This is a genomic window from Streptomyces ochraceiscleroticus (genome assembly GCF_000720485.1).
Lineage (GTDB): Bacteria > Actinomycetota > Actinomycetes > Streptomycetales > Streptomycetaceae > Streptomyces > Streptomyces ochraceiscleroticus.
The window spans coordinates 206385-226928 of the sequence record NZ_JOAX01000005.1; the positions used below are offsets into that span (position 1 = coordinate 206385).

The 20544-nt window shown below is 70.6% G+C and carries 17 protein-coding genes; 7 read left to right on the plus strand and 10 right to left on the minus strand.

What is annotated here, in order from left to right:
• Positions 1-5: 5 nt before the first annotated feature.
• On the plus strand, positions 6-1184 hold the full coding sequence (locus IG84_RS0108745; protein ID WP_031053468.1) for a 3-deoxy-7-phosphoheptulonate synthase: 1179 nt from the start codon (positions 6-8) through the stop codon (positions 1182-1184).
• 40 nt (positions 1185-1224) lie between these two features.
• Complete coding sequence (gene pabB / locus IG84_RS0108750) at positions 1225-3348, plus strand: aminodeoxychorismate synthase component I (protein ID WP_031053470.1); 2124 nt, start codon at positions 1225-1227, stop codon at positions 3346-3348.
• Between the two features lie 56 nt (positions 3349-3404).
• On the opposite strand, the gene IG84_RS0108755 is transcribed toward pabB, so the two are convergent.
• The 3 genes from IG84_RS0108755 to IG84_RS0108765 form a co-directional block, all read right to left on the minus strand.
• Positions 3405-4019, minus strand: coding sequence for a TetR/AcrR family transcriptional regulator (locus IG84_RS0108755; protein ID WP_051861525.1), 615 nt, complete (start codon positions 4017-4019; stop codon positions 3405-3407).
• A gap of 99 nt (positions 4020-4118) precedes the next feature.
• Complete coding sequence (locus IG84_RS0108760; RefSeq protein ID WP_031053475.1) at positions 4119-5591, minus strand: AMP-binding protein; 1473 nt, start codon at positions 5589-5591, stop codon at positions 4119-4121.
• A 36-nt stretch (positions 5592-5627) separates the two neighbouring features.
• A complete protein-coding gene (locus IG84_RS0108765; RefSeq protein WP_031053478.1) occupies positions 5628-6332 on the minus strand; it encodes a methyltransferase domain-containing protein in 705 nt (234 codons plus the stop codon).
• Positions 6333-6503: 171 nt separating this feature from the next.
• Here IG84_RS0108765 and IG84_RS0108770 point away from each other — a divergent pair, with 171 nt between their 5' ends.
• The 3 genes from IG84_RS0108770 (at position 6504) to IG84_RS0108780 (ending at position 10116) form a co-directional block, all read left to right on the plus strand.
• Positions 6504-7148 carry a pyridoxamine 5'-phosphate oxidase family protein gene (locus tag IG84_RS0108770; RefSeq protein ID WP_078648696.1) on the plus strand — a complete coding sequence of 215 codons (645 nt, stop codon included), beginning with the start codon at positions 6504-6506 and terminating at the stop codon, positions 7146-7148.
• 71 nt (positions 7149-7219) lie between these two features.
• Complete coding sequence (locus IG84_RS0108775; protein WP_031053482.1) at positions 7220-8875, plus strand: (2,3-dihydroxybenzoyl)adenylate synthase; 1656 nt, start codon at positions 7220-7222, stop codon at positions 8873-8875.
• Positions 8872-10116, plus strand: coding sequence for an FAD-dependent monooxygenase (locus IG84_RS0108780; RefSeq protein ID WP_051861527.1), 1245 nt, complete (start codon positions 8872-8874; stop codon positions 10114-10116). Before IG84_RS0108775 ends, IG84_RS0108780 begins: the two co-directional genes overlap by 4 nt.
• Before the next feature lie 36 nt (positions 10117-10152).
• On the opposite strand, the gene IG84_RS0108785 is transcribed toward IG84_RS0108780, so the two are convergent.
• The 3 genes from IG84_RS0108785 to IG84_RS0108795 form a co-directional block, all read right to left on the minus strand.
• On the minus strand, positions 10153-10932 hold the full coding sequence (locus IG84_RS0108785; protein ID WP_031053488.1) for an aminotransferase class IV family protein: 780 nt from the start codon (positions 10930-10932) through the stop codon (positions 10153-10155).
• A 302-nt stretch (positions 10933-11234) separates the two neighbouring features.
• The gene (locus IG84_RS0108790) at positions 11235-12488 is read right to left on the minus strand and encodes an SLC13 family permease (protein WP_245659275.1); all 1254 of its coding nucleotides are present in this window, start codon (positions 12486-12488) and stop codon (positions 11235-11237) included.
• A gap of 123 nt (positions 12489-12611) precedes the next feature.
• Positions 12612-13733, minus strand: coding sequence for a PrpF domain-containing protein (locus tag IG84_RS0108795; RefSeq protein WP_031053495.1), 1122 nt, complete (start codon positions 13731-13733; stop codon positions 12612-12614).
• Positions 13734-13900: 167 nt separating this feature from the next.
• Here IG84_RS0108795 and IG84_RS0108800 point away from each other — a divergent pair, with 167 nt between their 5' ends.
• The gene (locus tag IG84_RS0108800; protein ID WP_031053497.1) at positions 13901-14854 is read left to right on the plus strand and encodes a LysR family transcriptional regulator; all 954 of its coding nucleotides are present in this window, start codon (positions 13901-13903) and stop codon (positions 14852-14854) included.
• Between the two features lie 332 nt (positions 14855-15186).
• On the opposite strand, the gene IG84_RS0108810 is transcribed toward IG84_RS0108800, so the two are convergent.
• Complete coding sequence (locus tag IG84_RS0108810) at positions 15187-16155, minus strand: quinone oxidoreductase family protein (protein WP_031053501.1); 969 nt, start codon at positions 16153-16155, stop codon at positions 15187-15189.
• 154 nt (positions 16156-16309) lie between these two features.
• On the minus strand, positions 16310-17206 hold the full coding sequence (locus IG84_RS0108815; protein WP_031053503.1) for an NADP-dependent oxidoreductase: 897 nt from the start codon (positions 17204-17206) through the stop codon (positions 16310-16312).
• 147 nt (positions 17207-17353) lie between these two features.
• On the opposite strand from IG84_RS0108815, the gene IG84_RS0108820 reads away from it, so the two are divergent.
• A complete protein-coding gene (locus IG84_RS0108820; RefSeq protein ID WP_037799634.1) occupies positions 17354-17767 on the plus strand; it encodes a winged helix-turn-helix transcriptional regulator in 414 nt (137 codons plus the stop codon).
• Between the two features lie 77 nt (positions 17768-17844).
• Here the strand turns inward: IG84_RS0108820 and IG84_RS0108825 are convergent, their stop codons facing one another.
• Positions 17845-19242: an MFS transporter gene (locus tag IG84_RS0108825; protein WP_063761762.1), complete on the minus strand. Its 1398-nt coding sequence runs from the start codon at positions 19240-19242 to the stop codon at positions 17845-17847.
• Positions 19243-19261: 19 nt separating this feature from the next.
• Positions 19262-20503, minus strand: coding sequence for a flavin reductase family protein (locus IG84_RS38770; protein WP_051861528.1), 1242 nt, complete (start codon positions 20501-20503; stop codon positions 19262-19264).
• Between the last annotated feature and the right edge of the window lie 41 nt (positions 20504-20544).

Consider the following 20544-nt stretch of genomic DNA (forward strand, 5'->3'; position numbering starts at 1 on the left):
CAGCCATGCCGACGATTCCGACAGCGTCCGGGATACGGCGCGCACCGCAGCAGCCTCAATGGCTGTTGCCCGAGGCGGTGGCCGTCGTCCGGAGCGTTCTCGCTGCCAGAGCCGGGCTGGTCACCGAGGAGGAATGCCAGGACCTGACAGCCTCGCTCGGACAGGCCGGCAGGGGAGAGGCAGTGATCCTCCAGGGAGGCGACTGCGCGGAACGGTTCGCCGACGCCGCTCCGTCCGTCGTATCGGCCAAGACCGACCAACTGCTGGCCCTGGCGGCAGCCATCCGGTACACCGGCGGCCTGCCCACCCACCCCGTCGGACGCCTGGCGGGCCAGTACGCCAAACCGCGCTCCAGCGAAAGGGAGCGTCTCGCCGACGGCCGCAGCATTCCCGTCTACCGCGGCGACGCGGTCAACTCGGCGGCGTGCCGCGAAGCCGCCCGTACGGCGGACCCGGCACGACTGCTGCTGGCTCATGACGCCGCCGCAGCGGTGCTCGACACCGTCCGGCGCTCCTGGACCGACGACCCGTCGCAGCCTCGTGTGCGGTGCTCGCACGAGGCCCTGCTGCTCGACTACGAGGAACCGCTGATCAGGGCGGGGCGACGAGGGCCGTACGGGTCGAGCGGCCACTTCCTGTGGATCGGGGACCGTACCCGCTCGCCGTACGGCGCTCACGTCCGCCTCGCGGCCACTCTGACGAACCCCATCGGCGTGAAGCTCGGTCCGGACGTTGCGCCGTCGGAGGCCGCGGACCTCTCCCGGCGCTTGAACCCTCATGGGGTGGCGGGCCGGCTGACGTTCATCGTCCGGCTCGGTGCGGCCCACGTGGATGACCTGCTGCCGGGGCTGGTCTCCGAGGTGACCCGGCGAGGCGCCCCTGTGCTGTGGCTGTGCGACCCCATGCACGGTAATACCGTGCCCGGGCCCGGTGGCCGCAAGACGCGGCTCATCCGCGACATCGCTCAGGAGGTCACTGCCTTCGTCCGCATCCTGCGGCGGTCGGGGCAGCACCCCGGGGGCCTGCATCTGGAGATGACGCCCGAAGACGTCGACGAATGCGTTGACGACGAGCGAGAGCCGGCCGGTGGCCGGTGGCCTCGCAGCTACCGGTCAGCGTGCGATCCGCGACTCAACCCTGAGCAGGCCCGGCATATCGTCCACACCTTCAGCAAGCACCTGTGACGGGTCGTCTCCCGGCACCAGGATCGGTGAAAGGCTCGGCATGCGTACGTTGATCATCGACAACTACGACTCCTTCACTCACAACCTCGCGCAGTACATCGGCGAGGTGAACGGCGAACCGTGTGAGGTCGTACGCAACGACGACTCCGGCTTCCGCATGGCGGACCTGTCAGATTTTGACAACGTGGTCATCTCCCCGGGCCCGGGGAGCCCGGAGCGGCCGGCGGATTTCGGTGTCTGCGCCGAGGTGATCAGGGACAGCGACCTTCCCCTCCTGGGCGTGTGCCTGGGGCACCAGGGGCTGTGCCAGGCGTACGGCGGAACGGTCGGCCCGGCCCCCGAAGTGCGGCACGGCCGGCTGTCGGCCGTCACGCACGACGGCCGGGACCTGTTCGCCGGGATTCCCACGCCGTTCGACGTGGTGCGGTACCACTCCCTGGCCGTGACGTCCCTGCCCGACGAACTCGAAGCGACGGCATGGGCCGGCGACGGCACCCTGATGGGCGTCCGGCACCGCCACCGTCCACAGTGGGGTGTGCAGTTCCACCCGGAGTCGATATGCACCGAGTACGGCCGCCGGCTGCTGGGGAACTTCGCCGCACTCACGCAGCAGGGGAAGTGTCGCAGAACCCTCTCTCCCCGAAACACCTCTCGCGGGACCGGCGCGCCCCTGTCCTCGCGCGCGGAGACACCTGACGGTCCCAGCCACCGGGTACTGGCACGGCGGATCCGTACCGCGGCGACGGCCGAACAGGTCTTCGCGCACCTTTACGGCGCGAGCCGGAACGCCTTCTGGCTGGACAGCAGCCGCGCCGACTCCGCACTCGGACGCTTCTCCTTCATGGGTGACGCCTCCGGACCGCTGGCGCGCGTGGTCGAACACGATGTGTGGCGGGGCGTCACCACGGCACGAACCGGCCCGTCCACCTCAACGGTCTCCGGGCCCTTCCTCCAGTGGCTGGACACGGACCTGCGCGGGCTGTCTGTCGAGACACCGGAACTACCCTTCGACTTCGCCCTGGGCTGGGTGGGATACCTCGGCTATGAGCTCAAAGCCGAGTGCGGAGGCGCGCGCAGCCACCGTTCCGAACAGCCCGATGCCGCCATGCTCTTCGCCGACCGGGCCCTGGCTTTCGATCACCATTCCGGTGAGGTGCATCTGCTCGCACTGGCGGAAGTCGGCGCGGCCGCCAGTGCCGCGGCCGGTACCGAAGCCGCTCAGAGCTGGATGAACGAGACGGAGCAGCGGTTGCGTGCGCTGCCGGCCACTCCGCTCCGGCCCGTCGGGATTCCGCACGGCGCCGGTACCGCCGACGGGCTGACACTACGTCACCACCCCAAGCGTTACCTCGATCTCATCGACGCCGCGCAGCGCCAGATCAGGGCGGGCGAGACCTATGAAGTCTGCCTGACCAACATGCTCACCGGTACGGCGCACCTCGATCCGTGGGAGAGCTATCGCTTTCTGAGGGAGACCAGCCCCGCTCCGTTCTCCGCGCTGTTGCGCTTCGGGGATCTGTCGGTGCTCAGCACCTCGCCCGAGCGCTTTCTGAAAGTGGGTGCCGACGGTGTGGCGGAGTCCAAGCCGATCAAGGGAACGCGGCCGAGGTCTGCCGATCCCCGCGAGGACCAGCGGCTCCACGATGAACTGTTGACCAGCGAGAAGGAGCGCGCCGAGAACCTGATGATCGTGGACCTGGTACGCAACGACCTCGGGTCGTGCGCGGCTCCCGGGGCGGTCTGGGTGCACAAGCTGTTCGACGTGGAGAGCTTCGCCACCGTCCATCAGCTGGTCAGCACCGTCCGGGCCAGGTTGGACGAAGGGGCCACGGCCCTGTCCTGCTTCCGCGCGGCCTTCCCCGGCGGCTCCATGACCGGCGCCCCCAAGATCCGGACGATGCGCATCATCGACGAGCTGGAGAGCGGGCCGCGCGGCATCTACTCCGGTGCCATCGGTTACTTCTCGCTGAACGGCGCTGCGGACCACAGCATTGTGATCCGCACGCTGGTCGCACAGCACGGAAGGGTGCAGATCGGAGTGGGCGGAGCCATCACTTCACTCTCCGACGCCCAGGAAGAGCTGACGGAGACAGAGGTCAAGGCAGCGGCGTTCCTACGGCTGTTCGGTCAACCGTTCCCCGGCGGCGACGCCGTGAGCCGATGAACGCGTACCCGGGCCGGCAGGTCGCACAGGACCGGCAGCGGCGGTACCGCGCGCACTCAGTCGGAGGCGCCGATGAAACCGTCGACCAGCGCGCCCAGGCCGACCGCGTAGGCATCGGTCTTGCGGGCGGCCGTCCACTCGTTCGCCAGTTGGGCGAGGTGCGGCATGGCCTCCTGCTCCACCTCGGACACCATGACGATGGAGAGCGGCGAACGGTCGAGCTCCGCGGTACGACGGTCCGTCGAGGTCCGCACGATGATTTCACCGACGGTGTAGTGCCAGACGGCGCGGTAGGCGGTGGCGGCCCGTTGGTGGTCGAGTCCCGCGTCGACGAACGCTCCGAGGATGCTCTCGACCAGCCACAGGACCGAGGGCGCCATCAGGTCACCGGCGGCCAGGACGTCCACGGCCCAGGGGTGGCGGCTGAGCTCGCCGTGCAGCAGGCACCACAGCACGGTGAGCCGCTGCCGGGGGTCCTCGGGCAGCTCCGGCCGTTCGATCCGGGCCACGATCCGGTCGAGGACGAGCACCAACAGCTGGTCCTTGTCGGCCACATGCCGGTACATGGCCATCGGAGAGGTGTCGAGCTCCTTGGCCAGGCGCCGCATGGTCAGTGCCTGGACACCCTCGTGCGTCACGATGTTCTCGCTGACGGTGACGATGTCGTTCAAGGCCAGACGCGGTGGCCGGCCCCCGCGATTGCGTTGCACTTCCTGCGGGCTCATGGCAGAAGTCTCGCATCCCTCGACTGGTGTGTGACCACGGTGGTCCTACGGCCGGCCGGTGCGCAGCACGAACCGCTGCAGCTTGCCGGTGGCGGTACGGGGCAGGGCCGGAACGAACTCCACCGACCGAGGTACTTTGAAGGGCGCCAGCCGCTGCCGCGCCTCGGCGAGCAGCTCCCGGGCCACCACGTCGTGGTCGCTCCGGTCCAGTGCGACGACGAACGCCCGCAGCTTGGTCGCACCGCGTTCGTCCGGTACCGCGGCCACGGCGGACTCGCGTACGGCAGCGTGGTCGTCCAGCACCCGCTCGATCTCCAGCGGGGACACGGTGATGCCGCCGACCATCTCCAGGTCGTCGGCCCGCCCGGCGTGCACGACGTTCCCGTGCTCGTCCAGCGCTGCCCGGTCCCCCGTCCGCAGCCAGCCGTCCCGCAGCACATCGGCCGTGCGTGCGGGCTGCTGGAGATAGCCCGCCATGAGCGTCGGTCCGGACGCCCACAGGTCACCCTCGACACCGGGGGTGGTGACTTGCCGGTTCCGGGCGTCCCTTACCTCCACCCGGAAGCCGGGGAGCGCCTTTCCGACGGTGCCGGGCACGGCGTGTGCGAGCGTCTGGGCGCAGAACGCGCCGCCGGCCTCCGTGGACCCCAGCTCGTCCAGTACAGGCGCGCCGAGCAGCCGACAGGCCCTGTCGGCCAGAGAGGGACGCAGCGGTTCCCCGGCCGAGACAGCGACCCGGACCCGGTCGAACGCCGCGGGGGACGCCTCGGCCGTCAGATGCGCCAGGGCGGAGGGCACGGCATGCAGCACGGTGACCGCGAACCGGTCGGCCAGCTCCTCGATGCGGGCGGGCGAGGGACGATCCGCGAGCAGCACCGCTGCCGAGCCGGTGTACAGCGGGTACACGAGGGAGTTGCCGAAGCCGTAGGCGAAGAAGAGTTTGGAGACGGACAGGCTGACGTCGGTCGCACGGATGCGAAGCATGTGCGCGGCCACCGCACGGTGGTGGTGTGCGAGATCACCGTGGCGGTGCACCACGCCGGCGGGCCTGCCGGTCGTGCCGGAGGTGTACTGGATGTACAACGGCGCGTCCGGGCGGACGGGGTGCGCGCGTGCCACGGAGGCCGTCGCCGCTCGCGCCATGAGATGTCCGACCTCGATCGTCGTCCGGTCGGCGAAACGCGACAGCAGGGGCTCCTCCGCCACGATCAGCGCCACCTCGCACTCCTGGACCAGGTGGGCGTGGTCCGCGGCGGGCAGAGCGGGGTTGGTGAGGACCGGAACCGCCCCCAGGCGGGCGGCCGCGAGGAAAGTGATGATCCATTCGGGCCCGTCGGGCAGGGCCAGCAGCACGCGCCGGCCAGGTCCCACTCCGAGCCCGGCGAGGACCTGGGCGGCACGGGCGGCGAGGTCGTGCACCTGGCCATGGCTGACGCGGGCGGATTTGGTGAGGTACGCCGTCCTGTCACGCCAGCCATGACGTGCGGCGCGGACCGCGAGTTCGGCGGCGAGGTTCATGGCGGTTCCTTCCTGCGCGTGGGGGAGTGGAGCGGATCAGCGACCCTGGGCCGGAAGGAACTCGATGAGCTGGTAGTGGATCCGCTCGCCGAACGGCGAGTCGTAACCAACGGCGCGCAGCAGTCGCGGGCGCCAGCCGTATCGCTGGGCCAACTCCGTCAGCTTGGCCGTGTTGCCGAGACTGGTGAATCCCAGCAGCAGCCGGCCACCGGGTGCGAGCCTGTCGCGGGCGTCGCGCAGATAGGCGTCGTGCGCACGGTAGTCGGGATCATAGAAGGCGAGTCGCAGATCGCCGCCGGCGGGGGCGCCCGGTCCCTGGCCCGGGTCCTCCACGAAGTTGGAGTTCCAGAAGACGACGTCGTAGCGCTCGCCCGCCGGCAGCGCCGCGAACAGGTCGCCCCGGTGGACCGAGAGCCGGTCGGCAACACCGTGGCGCCGCGCGTTGAGGGCGATGTTCTCGGCCGCGGCAGAGGTGATGTCGGTGGCGTGCACCAGGCGGCAGCCACGCAGTGCGGCGGTCACCGCCAGGTAGCCGGTGCCGGACCCGATCTCGCAGAAGGAGCCGCCGACGGGGTAGGGGATCCACTCGGCGTACAGCGCGGCGGAGCGGGTCAGATGGGGTGCGTAGACGCCGGGCAGCAGGTCCCAGTCCCGGCCGAGCAGCCGGAACGTGGTGCTGCTGGATATCCCTTCGTGCTGGTTCAGCAATTGCAGGGCCACCTGGGACGCTGTCGAATCCATGGACAAGAATTCCCTTCCCCGTACTGGAAGTTCTGGAGAACTGCTGGGGCGCTGGCCAGAGAATGTACCGTACGGTCGCCGTAGGGCAACACCCCGAACCTCGGAGATTTCAGGAGTCCTAGTGTGTGTCATGCCGCTTTTCGCTGTTTCACGGGTTGACGAGGTGATGTGATGAGCGCGCCGAGTGGTCTTGCGGGAAACCGTTCCAGGGGCGTGCCGATAATCGATGAAGAGCTGCCCGGGGACCCCTTCGAGCTCTATTCTTCCTGGTGCGCGGAAATCCGTCGTGACCGGGGAACGCAGGGCGTGCGTGCCGTGTTGGCCACCGCGGGGGTCGGCGCCCGTCCGTCGATGTGGTGCACCCGTGTGGTGCCACTGCCCGGCGGGTTCGCCTGCTTCCTGCACCACCGTGGCAGGATCGGGGCCGCGCTCGCCTCCGATCCCGAGGTGGCGCTGGCCTTCGACTGGTCGGAGCGCGGACGCAGCGTGCTGGCCACCGGCCGCTGTGCCCGCCTGCCCGCGGTCGACTCGGATGCGTTCTTCGGGCGGCTCACGGAGCGGGAGCAGTTGGCCGTTTGGGCGGGGGGAACGCAGGAGGAAGGGCATTCCCGGGCGGCGGCCGCCGCGGCCGCAGCGGACTTCGCGGACCGGTTCAGCGGCCAGTTGATACCCCGCCCGCGCTTTTGGGGAGGCTATCGGATCACCATCGATGAAATGCTGTTCCAGCAGGACAGTGACGACGGCGTGACGGACTGCTTCCGATACGGGAAAGCTCCCGGAGAGAAGGCGTGGAGCGTCGTGCGCAGCGCTCCATGAAAGCACCGGAACAGGCCCTTTCCCGGTATCGGTAAAAGCGCACCGAGGCGTCCCTGAGAAGAGGAGAGTCAGTGCTTGCGGGTTGTGTGGAATGGCCGGAAGAATTCGTTTCTCGATACATTGCCAAGGGGTATTGGGAAGCCCGGAGTCTGGGCGGACTGCTGCGCGACTGGGCGCGGGAGCACGACGGGCGGACCGCCCTGGTGGACGGGGAGCAGCGGTGGACGTACCGGGAGTTGGACGAGCGGGCCGACCGCTTGGCCGCGGGCTTCCGCAACCTCGGTCTGGGGCCGGGTGACCGCGTCGTCGTCCACCTTCCCAACACGGCCGAGTTCGTCGCGGTGGTCTTCGCGCTCTTCCGGCTCGGCGCCCTGCCGGTCTTCGCGCTCCCCGCACACCGCCACTCCGAGATCAGTTATCTGTGCGCATACGCCCAGGCCACCGCGTACGTCATCCCCGACGAGCACCAGGGAACGGATTTCCGGAAGATCGCCGAGCGGGTGCTGGCCGAGGTGCCTTCCCTGCGTGAGGTGGTGGTGGCAGGAGAGCCGGGCCGCTTCACGGGGCTCGACGAGCTGTACACCGAACCGTGCCGACTGCCCGAACCCGACCCCGGCGACGTCGCCTTCTTCCTCCTCTCCGGTGGCACCACCGGCCTCCCGAAGCTGATCCCGCGCACCCACCGCGACTACGCTTACAACGTCCGGCTGAGCGCCGACAATGCCGGCTTCACCCAGGACACGACATACCTGACCGTGCTGCCGGCGGCACACAACTACGCCTTTGGATGCCCCGGGGTCCTTGGCGCACTGCGCGCCGGCGGCAAGGTGGTCCTCGCCGACAGCGGCAACCCCGACCTCGCCTTCCCCCTCATCGAGCGGGAAAAAGTGACCGTCTCCGCTCTGGTGCCGCCACTGGCGCTGGTGTGGACGGATGCCGCGGCGACCACCCGGTACGACCTGTCCAGCCTGGAACTGCTCCAGGTCGGCGGAGCGCGCTTCGAAGAAGCCGCGGCACGCCGCATGCTGGACCGGTTCGGCTGTGTTCTCCAGCAGTCCTTCGGCATGGCGGAGGGACTCCTCGCCCAGACGGCCCCCAGCGACTCCGAAGACATCGTCACCCGTACCCAGGGCCGTCCGCTGTCCCCCGATGACGAGGTGCGGCTGGTCGACAGCGCGGGCCGAGACGTAGCGGAGGGCGAGACCGGGCTGCTCCTGGTACGCGGTCCTTACACCCTCCGTGGGTACTACCGTGCCGACGAACACCACGCACGCGACTTCACCCAGGACGGCTTCTTCATCACCGGCGACCTCGCCAGCCGCACGCCGACCGGTCACCTCATCGTCCGGGGCAGGGTGAAGGACGTCATCAACCGCGGCGGCGAGAAGGTGTCGGCCGATGAGGTGGAGGGCCACCTGCTGGCACATCCCGATGTGCGTGATGTCGGCGTGGTCGCCGCCCCGGATGCGCTGCTCGGCGAACGCACCTGCGCCTTCGTGGTGTTCCGCGGACGGCAACGGGAGGGCGCCTTCGGAGAACTGACCGGCTTCCTGCACGAGCGCGGCGTCGCCGACTACAAGATCCCCGACCGCTGGGAAGCACTGGAGGAACTGCCGAGGACCGGCGTGGGCAAGGCCGACAAGGTACAGCTGCGCGCTCGCGCCGCGCGTGCAGCGGCCCGCCGGCCCACCCGGCTTTCCCGCGGCGGCCGAGGAGGCACCCGATGAGCCCGGACGAGCAGTTGCCCCCTGCCACCCATGACACCCCCGTCCTCGTGGTCGGGGCCGGCCCGGTCGGCCTCGCCGCCGCACTGGCGCTCCGAGCGCTGGGCATTCCGGTGACGGTGCTGGAGGCCCGGCCTCGCGATGCCCAGCGCCCGGGGAGCCGTGCCCTGTACGTGCACCGCTCGTCACTGCGGTTGCTGGAGCAGGCCCACCCCGGCCTCGGGCGCGAAATGGCAGACTTCGGAACGGTCTGGCACGCCCGCCGCACCCTCTACCGGGGGCGCGAGGTCTACGCACGCACCTACCCACCGGCTTCGGGGACCGGCCTGCCGCCGTTCACCAGCCTGCGGCAGATCGACACCGAGCGCTTCCTCCGCGATGCCGCGGAATCTGCGGGTGCCCGCATCGAGTGGGACGCCGAAGTCCGTGCTGTCGCTGCCTCCTCGAAGGCCGTGCAGGTCACTGCCGCCGACGGACGGCAGTGGACCGCACAGTACGTCGTCGCCGCCGACGGTGCGCGGTCCGCGGTCCGGCGTTGTGCCGGCATCGAGCTCGGCGGCAGCCGGGCCGAAGGTTTCCACGTGGTCATCGATGTGGCCAACGGCCCACAAGTGCGGCCGGCAATCCGCGAGTTGCACTACGCACACCCGCGAGCGGGCGGTCGCCATGTGCTGACGGTGCCGTTCACGGGCGGATTCCAGATCGACCTGCAGTGCAAGGAGGACGACCCGGTCGAGAAGTTCACCGACCGGGACGTGCTCCAGCGGTGGCTGCCCAGGATGATCGGCTGCCGGGAGGCGATCGGCGACCTGATGTGGGTCTCCCGGTACCGCTTCTTACAGGTACTGGCCGACCGGTTCACCGACGGCACCGGCCGTGTTCTCCTGGCCGGCGAGGCGGCGCACCTCTTCCCTCCGTTCGGAGCGCGGGGGATGAACAGCGGCATCGCCGACGCCGACGCCGCGGCCACGGCGATCGCGCTCGCTCTGTCGGCGGTTTCCGCGGAACGGGGGCGCGCCGCTGTGGAAGCGTACGCGCGCGACCGTCGCGCTGCCGCTGTCGACAACAGCGCGGCGGTCGGTGCGGCCCTCTCACACCTGCGGCCTGCCGGGAAACTCGCCCAGGCGAAGATCGAAACCGCCGGACGCCTTGCGCCCTGGGTCCCGCGCCTGGGTGAGTGGCTGGAGCGTGCCCCGTACGGGCCGCGCACGACCCACCGGAGACGCTCCGGCCCTGGCTACTGATCACCCGGTCCGCGTCCGGCCTCATCCCCTCCGGTGTCAGACGCGGTCTCCCGGGATCTTCTCGTACCGCTGCCTCAGGTCGGCGAGTACGGGATGCTGCGCGTCCAGCGGGACGTCACCGATGGCGGAGAGGGGGCGGACCCCGACCGACGTGTTGGTGGCGAACGCTGCGCGCATCTGCGGCACGTCGTCGGGAGTGACAGGACGGCTCACCGACGTGTGCACCTCCTGCAGCAAGTGCATGGTCACGCCCGGCAGCACACGGGCTTCGGGCCACACCACACGTTCCTGGTCGTCGACGAAGCCGACGTTCCATGTGCCGCCCTCGGAGATGACCCCGGTGTCCGGATCGGTGAACAGTACGTCGTCGAAGCCCGCCCGCTGCGCCGCACGCCGGATGGCCAACTGCCCGAAGAGACCGGTGTGTTTCACCTCTGGCATGTCCCGCTGGTACGCCCTCGTCGTGACGCGCAAAGGCGGCTGGGCGTGCCCGGCCGGCCGGCAGGTGACCAGGATCTGTGGCCGAGCGTCGGCACCGGGGTGCGCCATTCCCAACGCCGGGTCGAAGACCGTCACGCGGACGACGAACGTCCCCTCCTGTTGCGCCGCGGCGTGTCTCACATACGAAAGGACGCGGGCACGGTCCAGCTCCACGTCGAACACCGCCCGGCAGTCACGGACGAGGCGGTCGAGGTGGAGGGACAGGCCCCTGACCCGCCCCTCGTCGACGCGCAGCGAGGTGAAGTGACCGAGGTTGGTGAGTGCGAGCGCCTTCAGACTGTCGGCGTCGGCCGGGTTGCCATCGAGGAGGTCCATCACGGCAGTCTGACATCGACCGCGCTCTCCACCGGCCGATTCGCGCTCGGTCCGTGCACAGGACCAGAGGCCGGGGAAACACTGCAACAACTGGCCCGCCTTTCTTGCGGGCCCTGCCTCCGGCGATGCACCGCTCAACGCACCTGCGGCTGCGGGGCTGCCGGCGGAGACGATCGCTCTCGCGCGGTGGCCGGGTACCGGGGGAGGGGTTTGGCGGCCCGTGGCCCCTCCGACATCCAACAGGACACCCACGGCGGAAGCTCGCCGCCGTGGGTCAGCACGTGGTGCTCGTCCTGGTGTGGTTATGACCAGGGGAGAACCAGGGCGCCCCAGGCGACGACGGGGCCGAGCGCGACGATGCCGCCGGTGTAGCTGATGATCTGGCGGTAGAAGCGCCGGGTGTCGATACCGCGGGCGTTGCTGAGGACCAGGGCGCCGTTGGTGGAGAACGGAGAGGTGTCGACGATCGTGGTGGAAACCGCGAGCGCTGCGATGAGGCCGGCGGCATTGAGGTGGCTGGAGAGCAGCAGCGGTACGGCGAGGGGGATGATCGCGGTGAGGATCGCGGTGGAGGAGGCGAAGGCCGAGGTGATGGCTACGGTGAAGCAGAGCACCAGGGCCACGACGAGTGGGGCACCGAGGCCGGCGGCGTGGTGGGAGATGTCCTCGATGACGCCGGCCTTCTCCAGCATGGCGATGTAGGTCATCATGCCCGCCACCAGCAGCAGGGTGGACCAGCTGATGCCCTCCACGGCCTTCTCCTGCCGTTTCATGTCCACCAGGGCCAGCAGGGCGCCGGCCACCAGGGCCAGGAAGCCGATCTCCAGCTGGAAGCCGAGCGCGCCGACCACCAGCGCGAGCAGACTGGCGAGGGTGAGCCACTGACGCCAGTCGGGTCTGCCGGACGTGGCGGGGTTCTCCTCGTCAGCCGTCTCGTGTGCCGTGTCCGCCAGCGGGGCGGGGCGCTTGGCGAGGAGCACGAACGTGAGGGCGGACAGCAGCAGGTTGATCACGAAGCTGGCGGTGAAGAGTGTCACGGGCGAGATGTGGAGCGTTGTGTCGTCGACGAGGCCCAGTACGAGGGCACCGGAGACGGCGAGGGGGGAGAAGGCGCCCGCGTGCCCGCCGCTGATCACCATCATGCCGGCCACCAGAGGGTTGATCTTGTAGCGGTGAGCGAAGTTCATGGCGATGGGGACGAGGATCGCGACGGCGGCCGGGGTGAAGGTGCCGAATGCCGTGAGCGTCGCGGCGACCAGGAACAGCACCCAGGGGATGAGCGCTACTTTGCCGCGTACCAGTCGTACTCCGGCCGCGACGAGCCAGTCGATGGTGCCGTTGCGGCGGGCGACGGAGAAGAGGTAGGTGACTCCGACGATGGTCACGAAAAGGTCCACCGGGAAGCCCTCGAAGATCTCGTCCTCGGTGAGGCCGAGCGAGACGGTGCCGACGGCGAAGGTGGCGACGAAGGCGAGGATGCCCAGGTTGATCGGCAGAATGGTGCCGACCACGAACATGACCAGCAGCGCGCCTATGGAGATCACTTCAGTAGACATCATTGTCCTTGGTGCGGTGGGGACAGGGCGGCGCGCCCCCGAGGGCGCGAGGGTACCCCGGGGCGGAGGAGTGTGAACAGGCCCCGGGAGCGGGTGTGGGTGCGGGGGCGGAAGCGTTCCGGTTCAGGCTGCTCGTGGCCGTCCCGGTTCCGGTACGTAGATGCGCGCATCGGCGAGCAGTCGTGCCGCCCGCTGTACGGTGACCCGGCCGGGCAGGCCGTCCGACAGGTCGGAGCAGCGGACCGCGACCACGCCGGCGGGGGTGCCCAGGCGAAGCCACTCCTCGGTCGGGCCGCCCGCGGCCCGGGAGACCACGGAGCCTTCCAGCAGACCCGCGGCGGCGACCGCGACGGCGGAGGTCAGGCCGATCGCGGGGTGCGGTGCGTTCATGGTGAGCATGCGCACCGAGATGTCGTAGTCCTGGGCTGCGACGCGTTCGCCGAGCGTGGTGGTGTACGGGACCGGCCGGCCGACCAGTCCCACCTTGGGGACCGCGTCGCCAGGCTCCTCACCCGGCTTGAGCAGGCCCATCAGCGGTGCGGCCGCGTGGCGGACGGTGCGCAGCCACGGTGCGTCCGTACGCATCTGCTCCAGGGTCTCGGAACCGGTGCGTTGGGCGCTGGTGGCATCGACGAGGACGACCGGTGCCCCGGCGTCCACCATGCTCACCAGAATCGGATCCGCGGCACCGACCCGCAGCTTCTGTGCGGCGATCCCGGTGGGCAGAAGGGAACCGGTGGTGCGGCCCGCCGGGTCGCGGAAGGTGAGCCCGACCGCGACGCCGCCGGCCCGGGTGCCCGGTACGGTCTGGTCGCCGAAGTCGTGTGCCACGCCGCCGGTGGTGTCCACGAGCCCTTCGAGCACTGCGCCGGTGTTCATGTTGCGCATCACCACGCGCGTCCGGTCCCCGGTGATCGGCACCAGACCCTTTGCGACGGCGTACAGGGCGACGCCGGTGGCGCAGTTGCCGCAGTTGCTCGTCCACTCCACCGAGCCGGTGCCGATGCCGACCTGGGCGAAGAGGTAGTCGATGTCCGTGCCGGGCTCGGGCGAGGCGCTGACGATCGCGGCCTTGGAGGTGGTGGGAGTGGCCCCGCCGACGCCGTCGAGTTCCACCGGGTCGGTGGCACCGTAGGCGGCGACCAGCAGTTTCTCCAGTGCGCCGAGCTCGGTGGGGACATGGACCTGGTGGAACAGCCAGCACTTGCTGGTGCCACCGCGGACCAGGGTCGCGGGAGTGTGCACGTCTGAGGCTCTTTCTCGATCAACGCGGGGAAAGGGCCGGAGAACGGTTACGGGCGTATGGCCAACCGGTGAACCGCCCCGGCGAATGCGAAGACCTTCGCAGAGGTGTGACTTGGGCACAATGGCAGTCAACTTCACTCGGGTTTAGCTGAGCTAAACTCGGCGTCATGCTGAACGTGCGCCATCTCCTGCTGCTCACCGAGGCCGCCGAACGCGGCTCGCTCACCGCCGCGGCGGAGGCGATGGGCATGACCACCTCCGCGGCCTCCCAGCAGATGTCGCTGCTGGAGCGCGAGGCCGGGCAGCCGCTGATGGAGCGGCTGCCCCGCGGCATCCGCCCCACCCCGGCCGGCGCCGCACTGGCCGAACGCGGGCAGGCCATCCGTCGCGAGCTGCGCGCCGCCCAGGCCGACCTGGAATCCTTCGCCGACCTCGACCAGGGCACACTGCGGCTCGGTTCGTTCCCCACCGCGAGCGCTTCGCTCCTGCCGCTCGCCCTCACCCGCTTCCGCCGCCGCCATGAAGGGGTCCGCATCGAGGTCCACGCAGGCGTTCTCGCCGAGCTGCGCGAGATGCTGCACACCGGCGAGGTGGAACAGGCCCTGCTGTGGGACTACGGCTGGAACCGCATCGAAGACCCGGCCCTCGCCCTCACCCACCTGCTCGACGACCCCACGGTGCTGGTCGTCCCGGCGGACTCACCCTTGCGCGCCCATCCTTCCGTGCGCCTGAGCGACCTCGCCGACCAGGAATGGATCATCCGGGCCGACAACCACCCCGTCGCCGACGTACTGCGCCGCAGCTGCCGTCAGGCCGGGTTCGAGCCGCGCATCGCCTACGCCTCGCACGACTACCAGGAGGCTCAGGCCATGGTGGCCGCCGGCCTGGGCATTGCGCTCGCGCCCCGGCTCGCCCTCACCAGCCGCCGCAGCGACGTCCGCCTGCTTCCCTTCGCCTCCGACGTACCTGCCCCCACCCGCCGCATCCTGCTCGCTCACGCCCAGGCCCGGCCCACCACCCCGCCCGCCCAGGCGATGGAGCGTGTCCTGCGCGTGGTGGCGCAGCGCTTCGCCTCCTCGGGCCTGCACCGTGCCCAGCTCGGAGCGGTCCGCCGTAGCTGACCGGTCCGGCGCAGCGCCATGGCCTCCCTCGACCGCAGACCGGCCGGCCACACACGGCGCCTCGCCGCCGGCTGTTCCGGCCCGCCGGCCGACCAGCTGTCCCTCGCGCCGAGCGTTGCCGTACGCCGCGACGTACGCCATGAGCACGCTGTGGGGCGACAGCAGCGTCTTCTACGGGCTCGGAGGCTGCCAGTACCAGAACCTCACGGCTCAGTTCGCGGCGTGGCAACCGCGGACCTAAGCAGGGGGGCGGCGCGGAAGACGGACGAGCGGTACGGACCGGACCGGCACGCGGTCCGGTCCGGCTCTGTCCTTGCGAGGGTCCGGGGTCGCTACTCCGCGTCGCTCATGTCAAGGACGATTTTGCCCACTGCCGTGCCCGTGCGCAGTCGCTCTACCGCTTTGCCGAGGGCGTCCATTCCGTAGCGCTCGTAGGGCAGCGACAGGGCGCCCGAGGACAGGTCCGGCAGCAGGCGCAGGACCTCGGGGGCGACTTCCTGGCCGCGGGAGATCATGTTGACCGGCAGGAGGGAGACGTCGGCGAGGAAGAAGTCCGCGAGGTCCAGGGTGAGTTCGCGGCCGGCGGTGTAGCCGAGGAGTGCGGCCCGGCCGCGCGGGCGGACCAGGGTGAGGGCGTTGCGCAGGATGGTGCCGCCGACCGTGTCGATCAGTACGTCGACCTTGCCGCCGATCGTTTCCTCGGAGAGGTCCGAGGCGAGCAGCGCCTTGGCGACGTCGGGTACGTGCGGCAGCTTCGCGGGGCGGCCGACCGCGCCGATCACCTCCGCGCCGGCGCGCGCCGCGAGCTGCACGGCCATGGCGCCGACCGCGCCGGATGCGCCGGTGACCAGCACCCGCTCTCCCGGCTGCACCTGGGCGATCGAGTGGACGGTGGCCCAGGCGGTGCCGACGGGGGAGAAGTAGATGCAGGCGAGGGCGGGGTCGGTGCCCTCGGGCATGATCTCCACGGCGGCGTCCGGCACGAGGATGTGTTCGGCCCAGGCGCCGTCGCGGCTGAGGCCGAGCCCTTCGCCGCGCAGTCGGACCAGGGCGCCTTCGGGGTGGGTGTCCGAGGCGAGGACGTAGCCGCTGCCCTGGGTGCCGGGGATGAACGGCAGCTGGGGCAGGATGCCGAACTGTCCGTCGAGGATGTTCAGGTCGAGGTGGGCGACGGTGGCCGCCGCCACCCGGACGAGGGTGTGCCCGGGGCGCGGCGCGGGCACGGCCCGCTGACCGAGCCGCGGCAGAGTGCCGAACTCCTCCAGCACCAGGGTGCGCGATGTGGTTGCGGAACTGCTCACGTGCGGTGTTCTCCTTCTTCACCTTGACTGTCGTGCCCGGGGCCCGCTTTCGAACGGACCTTGCCCGCGGCGGGAACGATGCGACTGCGACCGTTGATTCACGGCTGCTTCCGTCGCCTCTTCGGGAGGGATTCGCCGGGATGGGCGGATCGGCTCAGGGTGCGATGACGAGTCGCCCGCGCAGGCCGCCCTCGGCCAGACGTGCATGCGCCGCGGCGGCATCCGAGAGGGGGAAGATCTCGGCGACACGGGCCAGCAGTGTGCCGCGGTCGGCGAGTCGGGACAGCTCGGCGAGCTTGGCGCCGTCGGCGCGTACGTCCAGGGCGTCGATGCGGATGCCGCGCTCGGCAGCGGGCTCCTGTCCGGGCCACACGCCGATGTACGTGCCACCGTCGCGGACCGGGGCGAGGGCCGCCTCACCCAGCACCGCGGCGTCGATGACGCCGTCGAACGCAGCCGGAGGAAGTATTTCGTCGCGGGACACAAAGCGGCTGGCTCCCCGGGCAAGCAGGAACTGCTCGTCCTGTGCGGAGCCGAGGGCCGTGACCTCCAGGCCGCGGTGCTGCCCGAGTTCCACCGTGTGCGCACCGACGCCGCCCGCCGCGCCGGTGACCAGCAGGCTCTGCCCGGGGTGGAGGGAGGCCATGTCCAGTGCCTGCGCCGCGGAGAGCGCGTTGAGGGGGAGGACCGAGGCGTGGGCGTCGTCCAGTGTCACCGGGGCCGGCGCGATCGCGTCCGCGTCGAGGACGGCGTACTCGGCGTGGGTGCCCAGCGGGGTGCGGTGGCCGGTGGCCAGGCCGATGACGCGGTCGCCGGGGGACCAGTTCGCACCGGTGCCGACGCTCTCGACGGTGCCGGCGACGTCCCAGCCCAGGCCGATCCGCTCGCACGCGCCGCCGAAGACGCCGGCCCGCATGGCCGCGTCCACCGGGTTCAGCGCTGCCGCCGCCACCTTGATCCGCACCTGTCCCGGGCCGGGGTCGGGCACCGGAACCTCCGTGATCTCGACTGCCTCGGGCCCGCCGAATCGGGACACGGTTGCGGCACGCATGAGCATGCTGATCCTCCTGGGGGTGGGTGCACGGATGAGGCGCCACGCAGCCGTTTCTTACCTTTGGTGCGCAACCCCATCCTGCGTCAGCATGAAAGCCTGTACAAAAGGCACACGCGTGTAAGAAAGGCGGAGGGCAGGCGCACGATGGCACACGACTCCCGGGCAGAACAGCCGCCGGACCGGACGGGGCCGTGCGCCCGCTGGCCTGCGGAGCAGGGCGAGACGATCCGGCAGATCGTCGAGCGGGCCGGCGACAAGTGGGGCGTGCTCGTGATCGGCACACTGGAGAACGGTCCCGTGCGCTACACCGACCTGCAACGCGCCATCCCCGGCATCTCCCAGCGCATGCTCACCCACACCCTGCGCCAGCTGCGCCGCGACGGCCTGGTCACCCGCACCGCCTACCCCGAGGTGCCGCCACGGGTCGAGTACGCGCTGACCGGCCTGGGTGCCACGCTGCTCGACGCGGTCACCGCCCTCATCGACTGGGCGGGCACCCACCACGACGAGATCACCCGCAACCGCGCCCGCTTCGACAGCGACGCCGCCGGCCGCTGAGAGGCAGGTGGCGCGTCCCGCCGCCTCCGTGCGCGAGGAGGCGGATCGCGGGGCGGGGACCGCTCGGGGCAGCCCGGCTACCGGAGGTCGGCCGCGTCGGGGGCCGTGGTCCGGGGCCCGGCGGCGGGGTGCTTCAGGTGCAGGCGGCGCAGCGCCCTGGGTGCCGTCTCCGGCAGGGCCATCAGACACAGCGCGGAGAGGACGCAGGCTGCGGCGAGGTAGTAGCCCACGTTGACCGCGTTCCCGGTGGCGGCGACGATGCGATTCGCGATCAGCGGGGAGATGCCGCCGCCGAGGACGGCGCCGAGGTGGAAGGCGATGCCCATGCCGGACTGGCGCTGGTCACGGGGGAAGAGCTCGGTGAAGAAGGTGTACATCGGGCCGAAGAGCATCCCGGTGGTCGCGAAGCCGAGCATCAGCGCGGCGGTGAGGGCGCCAATGGTGCCCACTCCGGCGAGGGGGAAGATGACCAGCACCGCGACCAGCGACCCGAGCACACCGGCGAGCATGACCGGTCGCCGGCCGAACCTGTCCGAGGCCCAGGCCCCGAGGACGTTGCTGGCCGCGTGGACCAGCAGGCCGAGGGTGCTGGCGTTGACCACTTCCTGCCGGGGAAGCCCGAGACCGTTCGGTGCGGCGGACGTCGCGTAGGACACCATGAAGGTCACCAGCGCGAACGTGCAGGAATTCAGGCCGATGTTCACCCCTGCGGCCAGCAGCACCCGCCGCCAGTTGGAGCGGAAGACATCCGCTACCGGGCGCCGGTTCTTGAGCGTCTGACCCTCCTCGTGCACCATCTGCTGAAAGACCGGGCTCTCCGCCACGCCCCGGCGGATCCAGATGCCGAGGACGATGGCTATGCCACCGGCGAGGAAGGGCAGCCGCCAGCCCCAGGACTCGACGCTGGAGTCCGGCAGGAAGAGCACGGCGGCGAACGCCAGATTGGCGAGGATCGTCCCGAACGGCGAGCCGAGGGCGACGAACACGCCGTACCGGGCCCGTTTCTCATCAGGGGCGTGCTCGATGGCCAGGGCGGCCGCGCCGCCGGTCTCGCCGCCGCGGAACAGGCCGTGCGCCATCCGCAGGATGACCAGGAGCAACGGCGCCGCGACACCGATCTGGGCATAGGTCGGCAGCACCCCCATCAGGACGGTTGCCGCGCCCATGCCGATGAAGGTGAGCAGCAGCGCGAAGCGCCGGCCGTACCGGTCGCCGAGCCAGCCGAAACCGGCGGCGCCGAGCGGGGCCATCAGGAAGCCGATGGCGAAGGTCGCCAACCCGAGGAAGGTGCCGAACCAGGCGTCGTCGGTCCTGAAGAAGGTGTCGGTGAGGACCAGCGTGGTCGCCGTCCCGTAGATGGCGAAGTCGTAGAACTCCAGGGAGGTGCCCACTCCACTGGCGATGGCAACGCGGACGATGCCGCTGCGGGTCGGCGGCTCAGTCGGTTTGTCCGCCGCCGATGTCTGCTCGGTCATATGTCTTCCTCAGGGCCTGTCAGGGGAGTTTCGGCACGTAGCCGGCGGGTGGTGTGCCGCCGGTCAGTTCGGTGATCCGCGCGGCACGGTCGAGTGCGGCTGAGAGGATCGCCCGGAAGCGTTCGACGGCGATGCCGGGCCCTAAGCCACCCACCATGAGCTCGAAGGCGACGCGCTGGTCGGGGCCGAAGACCGGAACCTGGATGGTCTGGGCGTGGGCCTGCGGGCGGGGGTCGCGGCAGTAGTCGGCGTATCCGGTCGTCATCCGTTCCCAGAGCCGGGCGAGGGCGCTCCGCCCGTCCCCGGCCTCGCGTCCGCTGCGCGCCTCGGCGGCCGGCCCGCCGAAGTGCTCGGACATCGTGTGTCCGAAGGAGATGGCGTATCCCTGCTCGCGTACGAGGGCGATGGTGTCCTCCAGGAGGCGGGTGTCGACCGGGCCCACGAGACGCCGGGCGTTCTCCACCCAGGCGCGGTGGAGGTCCGGGCCGCACCAGGCGGCGAAGCCGGGGTCCATCGGTGCCGCGAACGGGAAACAGGTCCCGACGTACGGCAGCCGGTTGTCGGCCGCGGTGAGGACGACCACCTGGTCGCGCACCACGGTGGAGAGGGCGCACTCGACGTCCAGGTCCCGGGCGAGCCCCTGGACGATGTCACCGACGCCCGCGGCGATACGGAGCCGGGAGCCCAGCTCGGCGAGGTCGACACCGGTGACCGGGGGTGCGAACGACCCGTAGCCGCCGTTCAGGAAGACGAGCGGGGCCTCGTCGGCGCGGGGGCCGAGGCCCAGGTCCTCCACCGCGCCCAGCACCATCACGTGGTCCCCCGCGGGAAGCACGTCGTGCACCGTGGCGTCGAACCAGGCCACGGCGCCCCGGAGCCGCGGCACACCGTTTTCGTCGAACTCCCAGGCATCGCCGGAGAACCGGTCCTCGGGGGCGGCCGCGAAGAAGTCCCGGCACAGGCCCTCGTGCTCGGCGCCCAGGACGGAGGCGCGGAACCGGCCGGCACGCCGGATGCCGGCATAGGTCCTGGAGGTCGTCCGGGGCAGGAACCCGACCAGGGGTGGGTCCTCGGACACGGAGGTGAAGGTGCCGACGACCATCCCGATCGGGCCGCCCGACTCGTCGACCGACGTGATGATGGTGATGCCGGTCGGATACCGCCCCAGGACCGTGCGCCATCGCGACTTGGGCGGGGGCGGTGGCGGCTGGGCCACGTGGTCGCCACGGGGCCTGGTCTGCTGATTCGTCTGGCTGGCCATCGTCTTCCTTGTCGGGTCGGTGTCGACCGTGTGGGGACTGC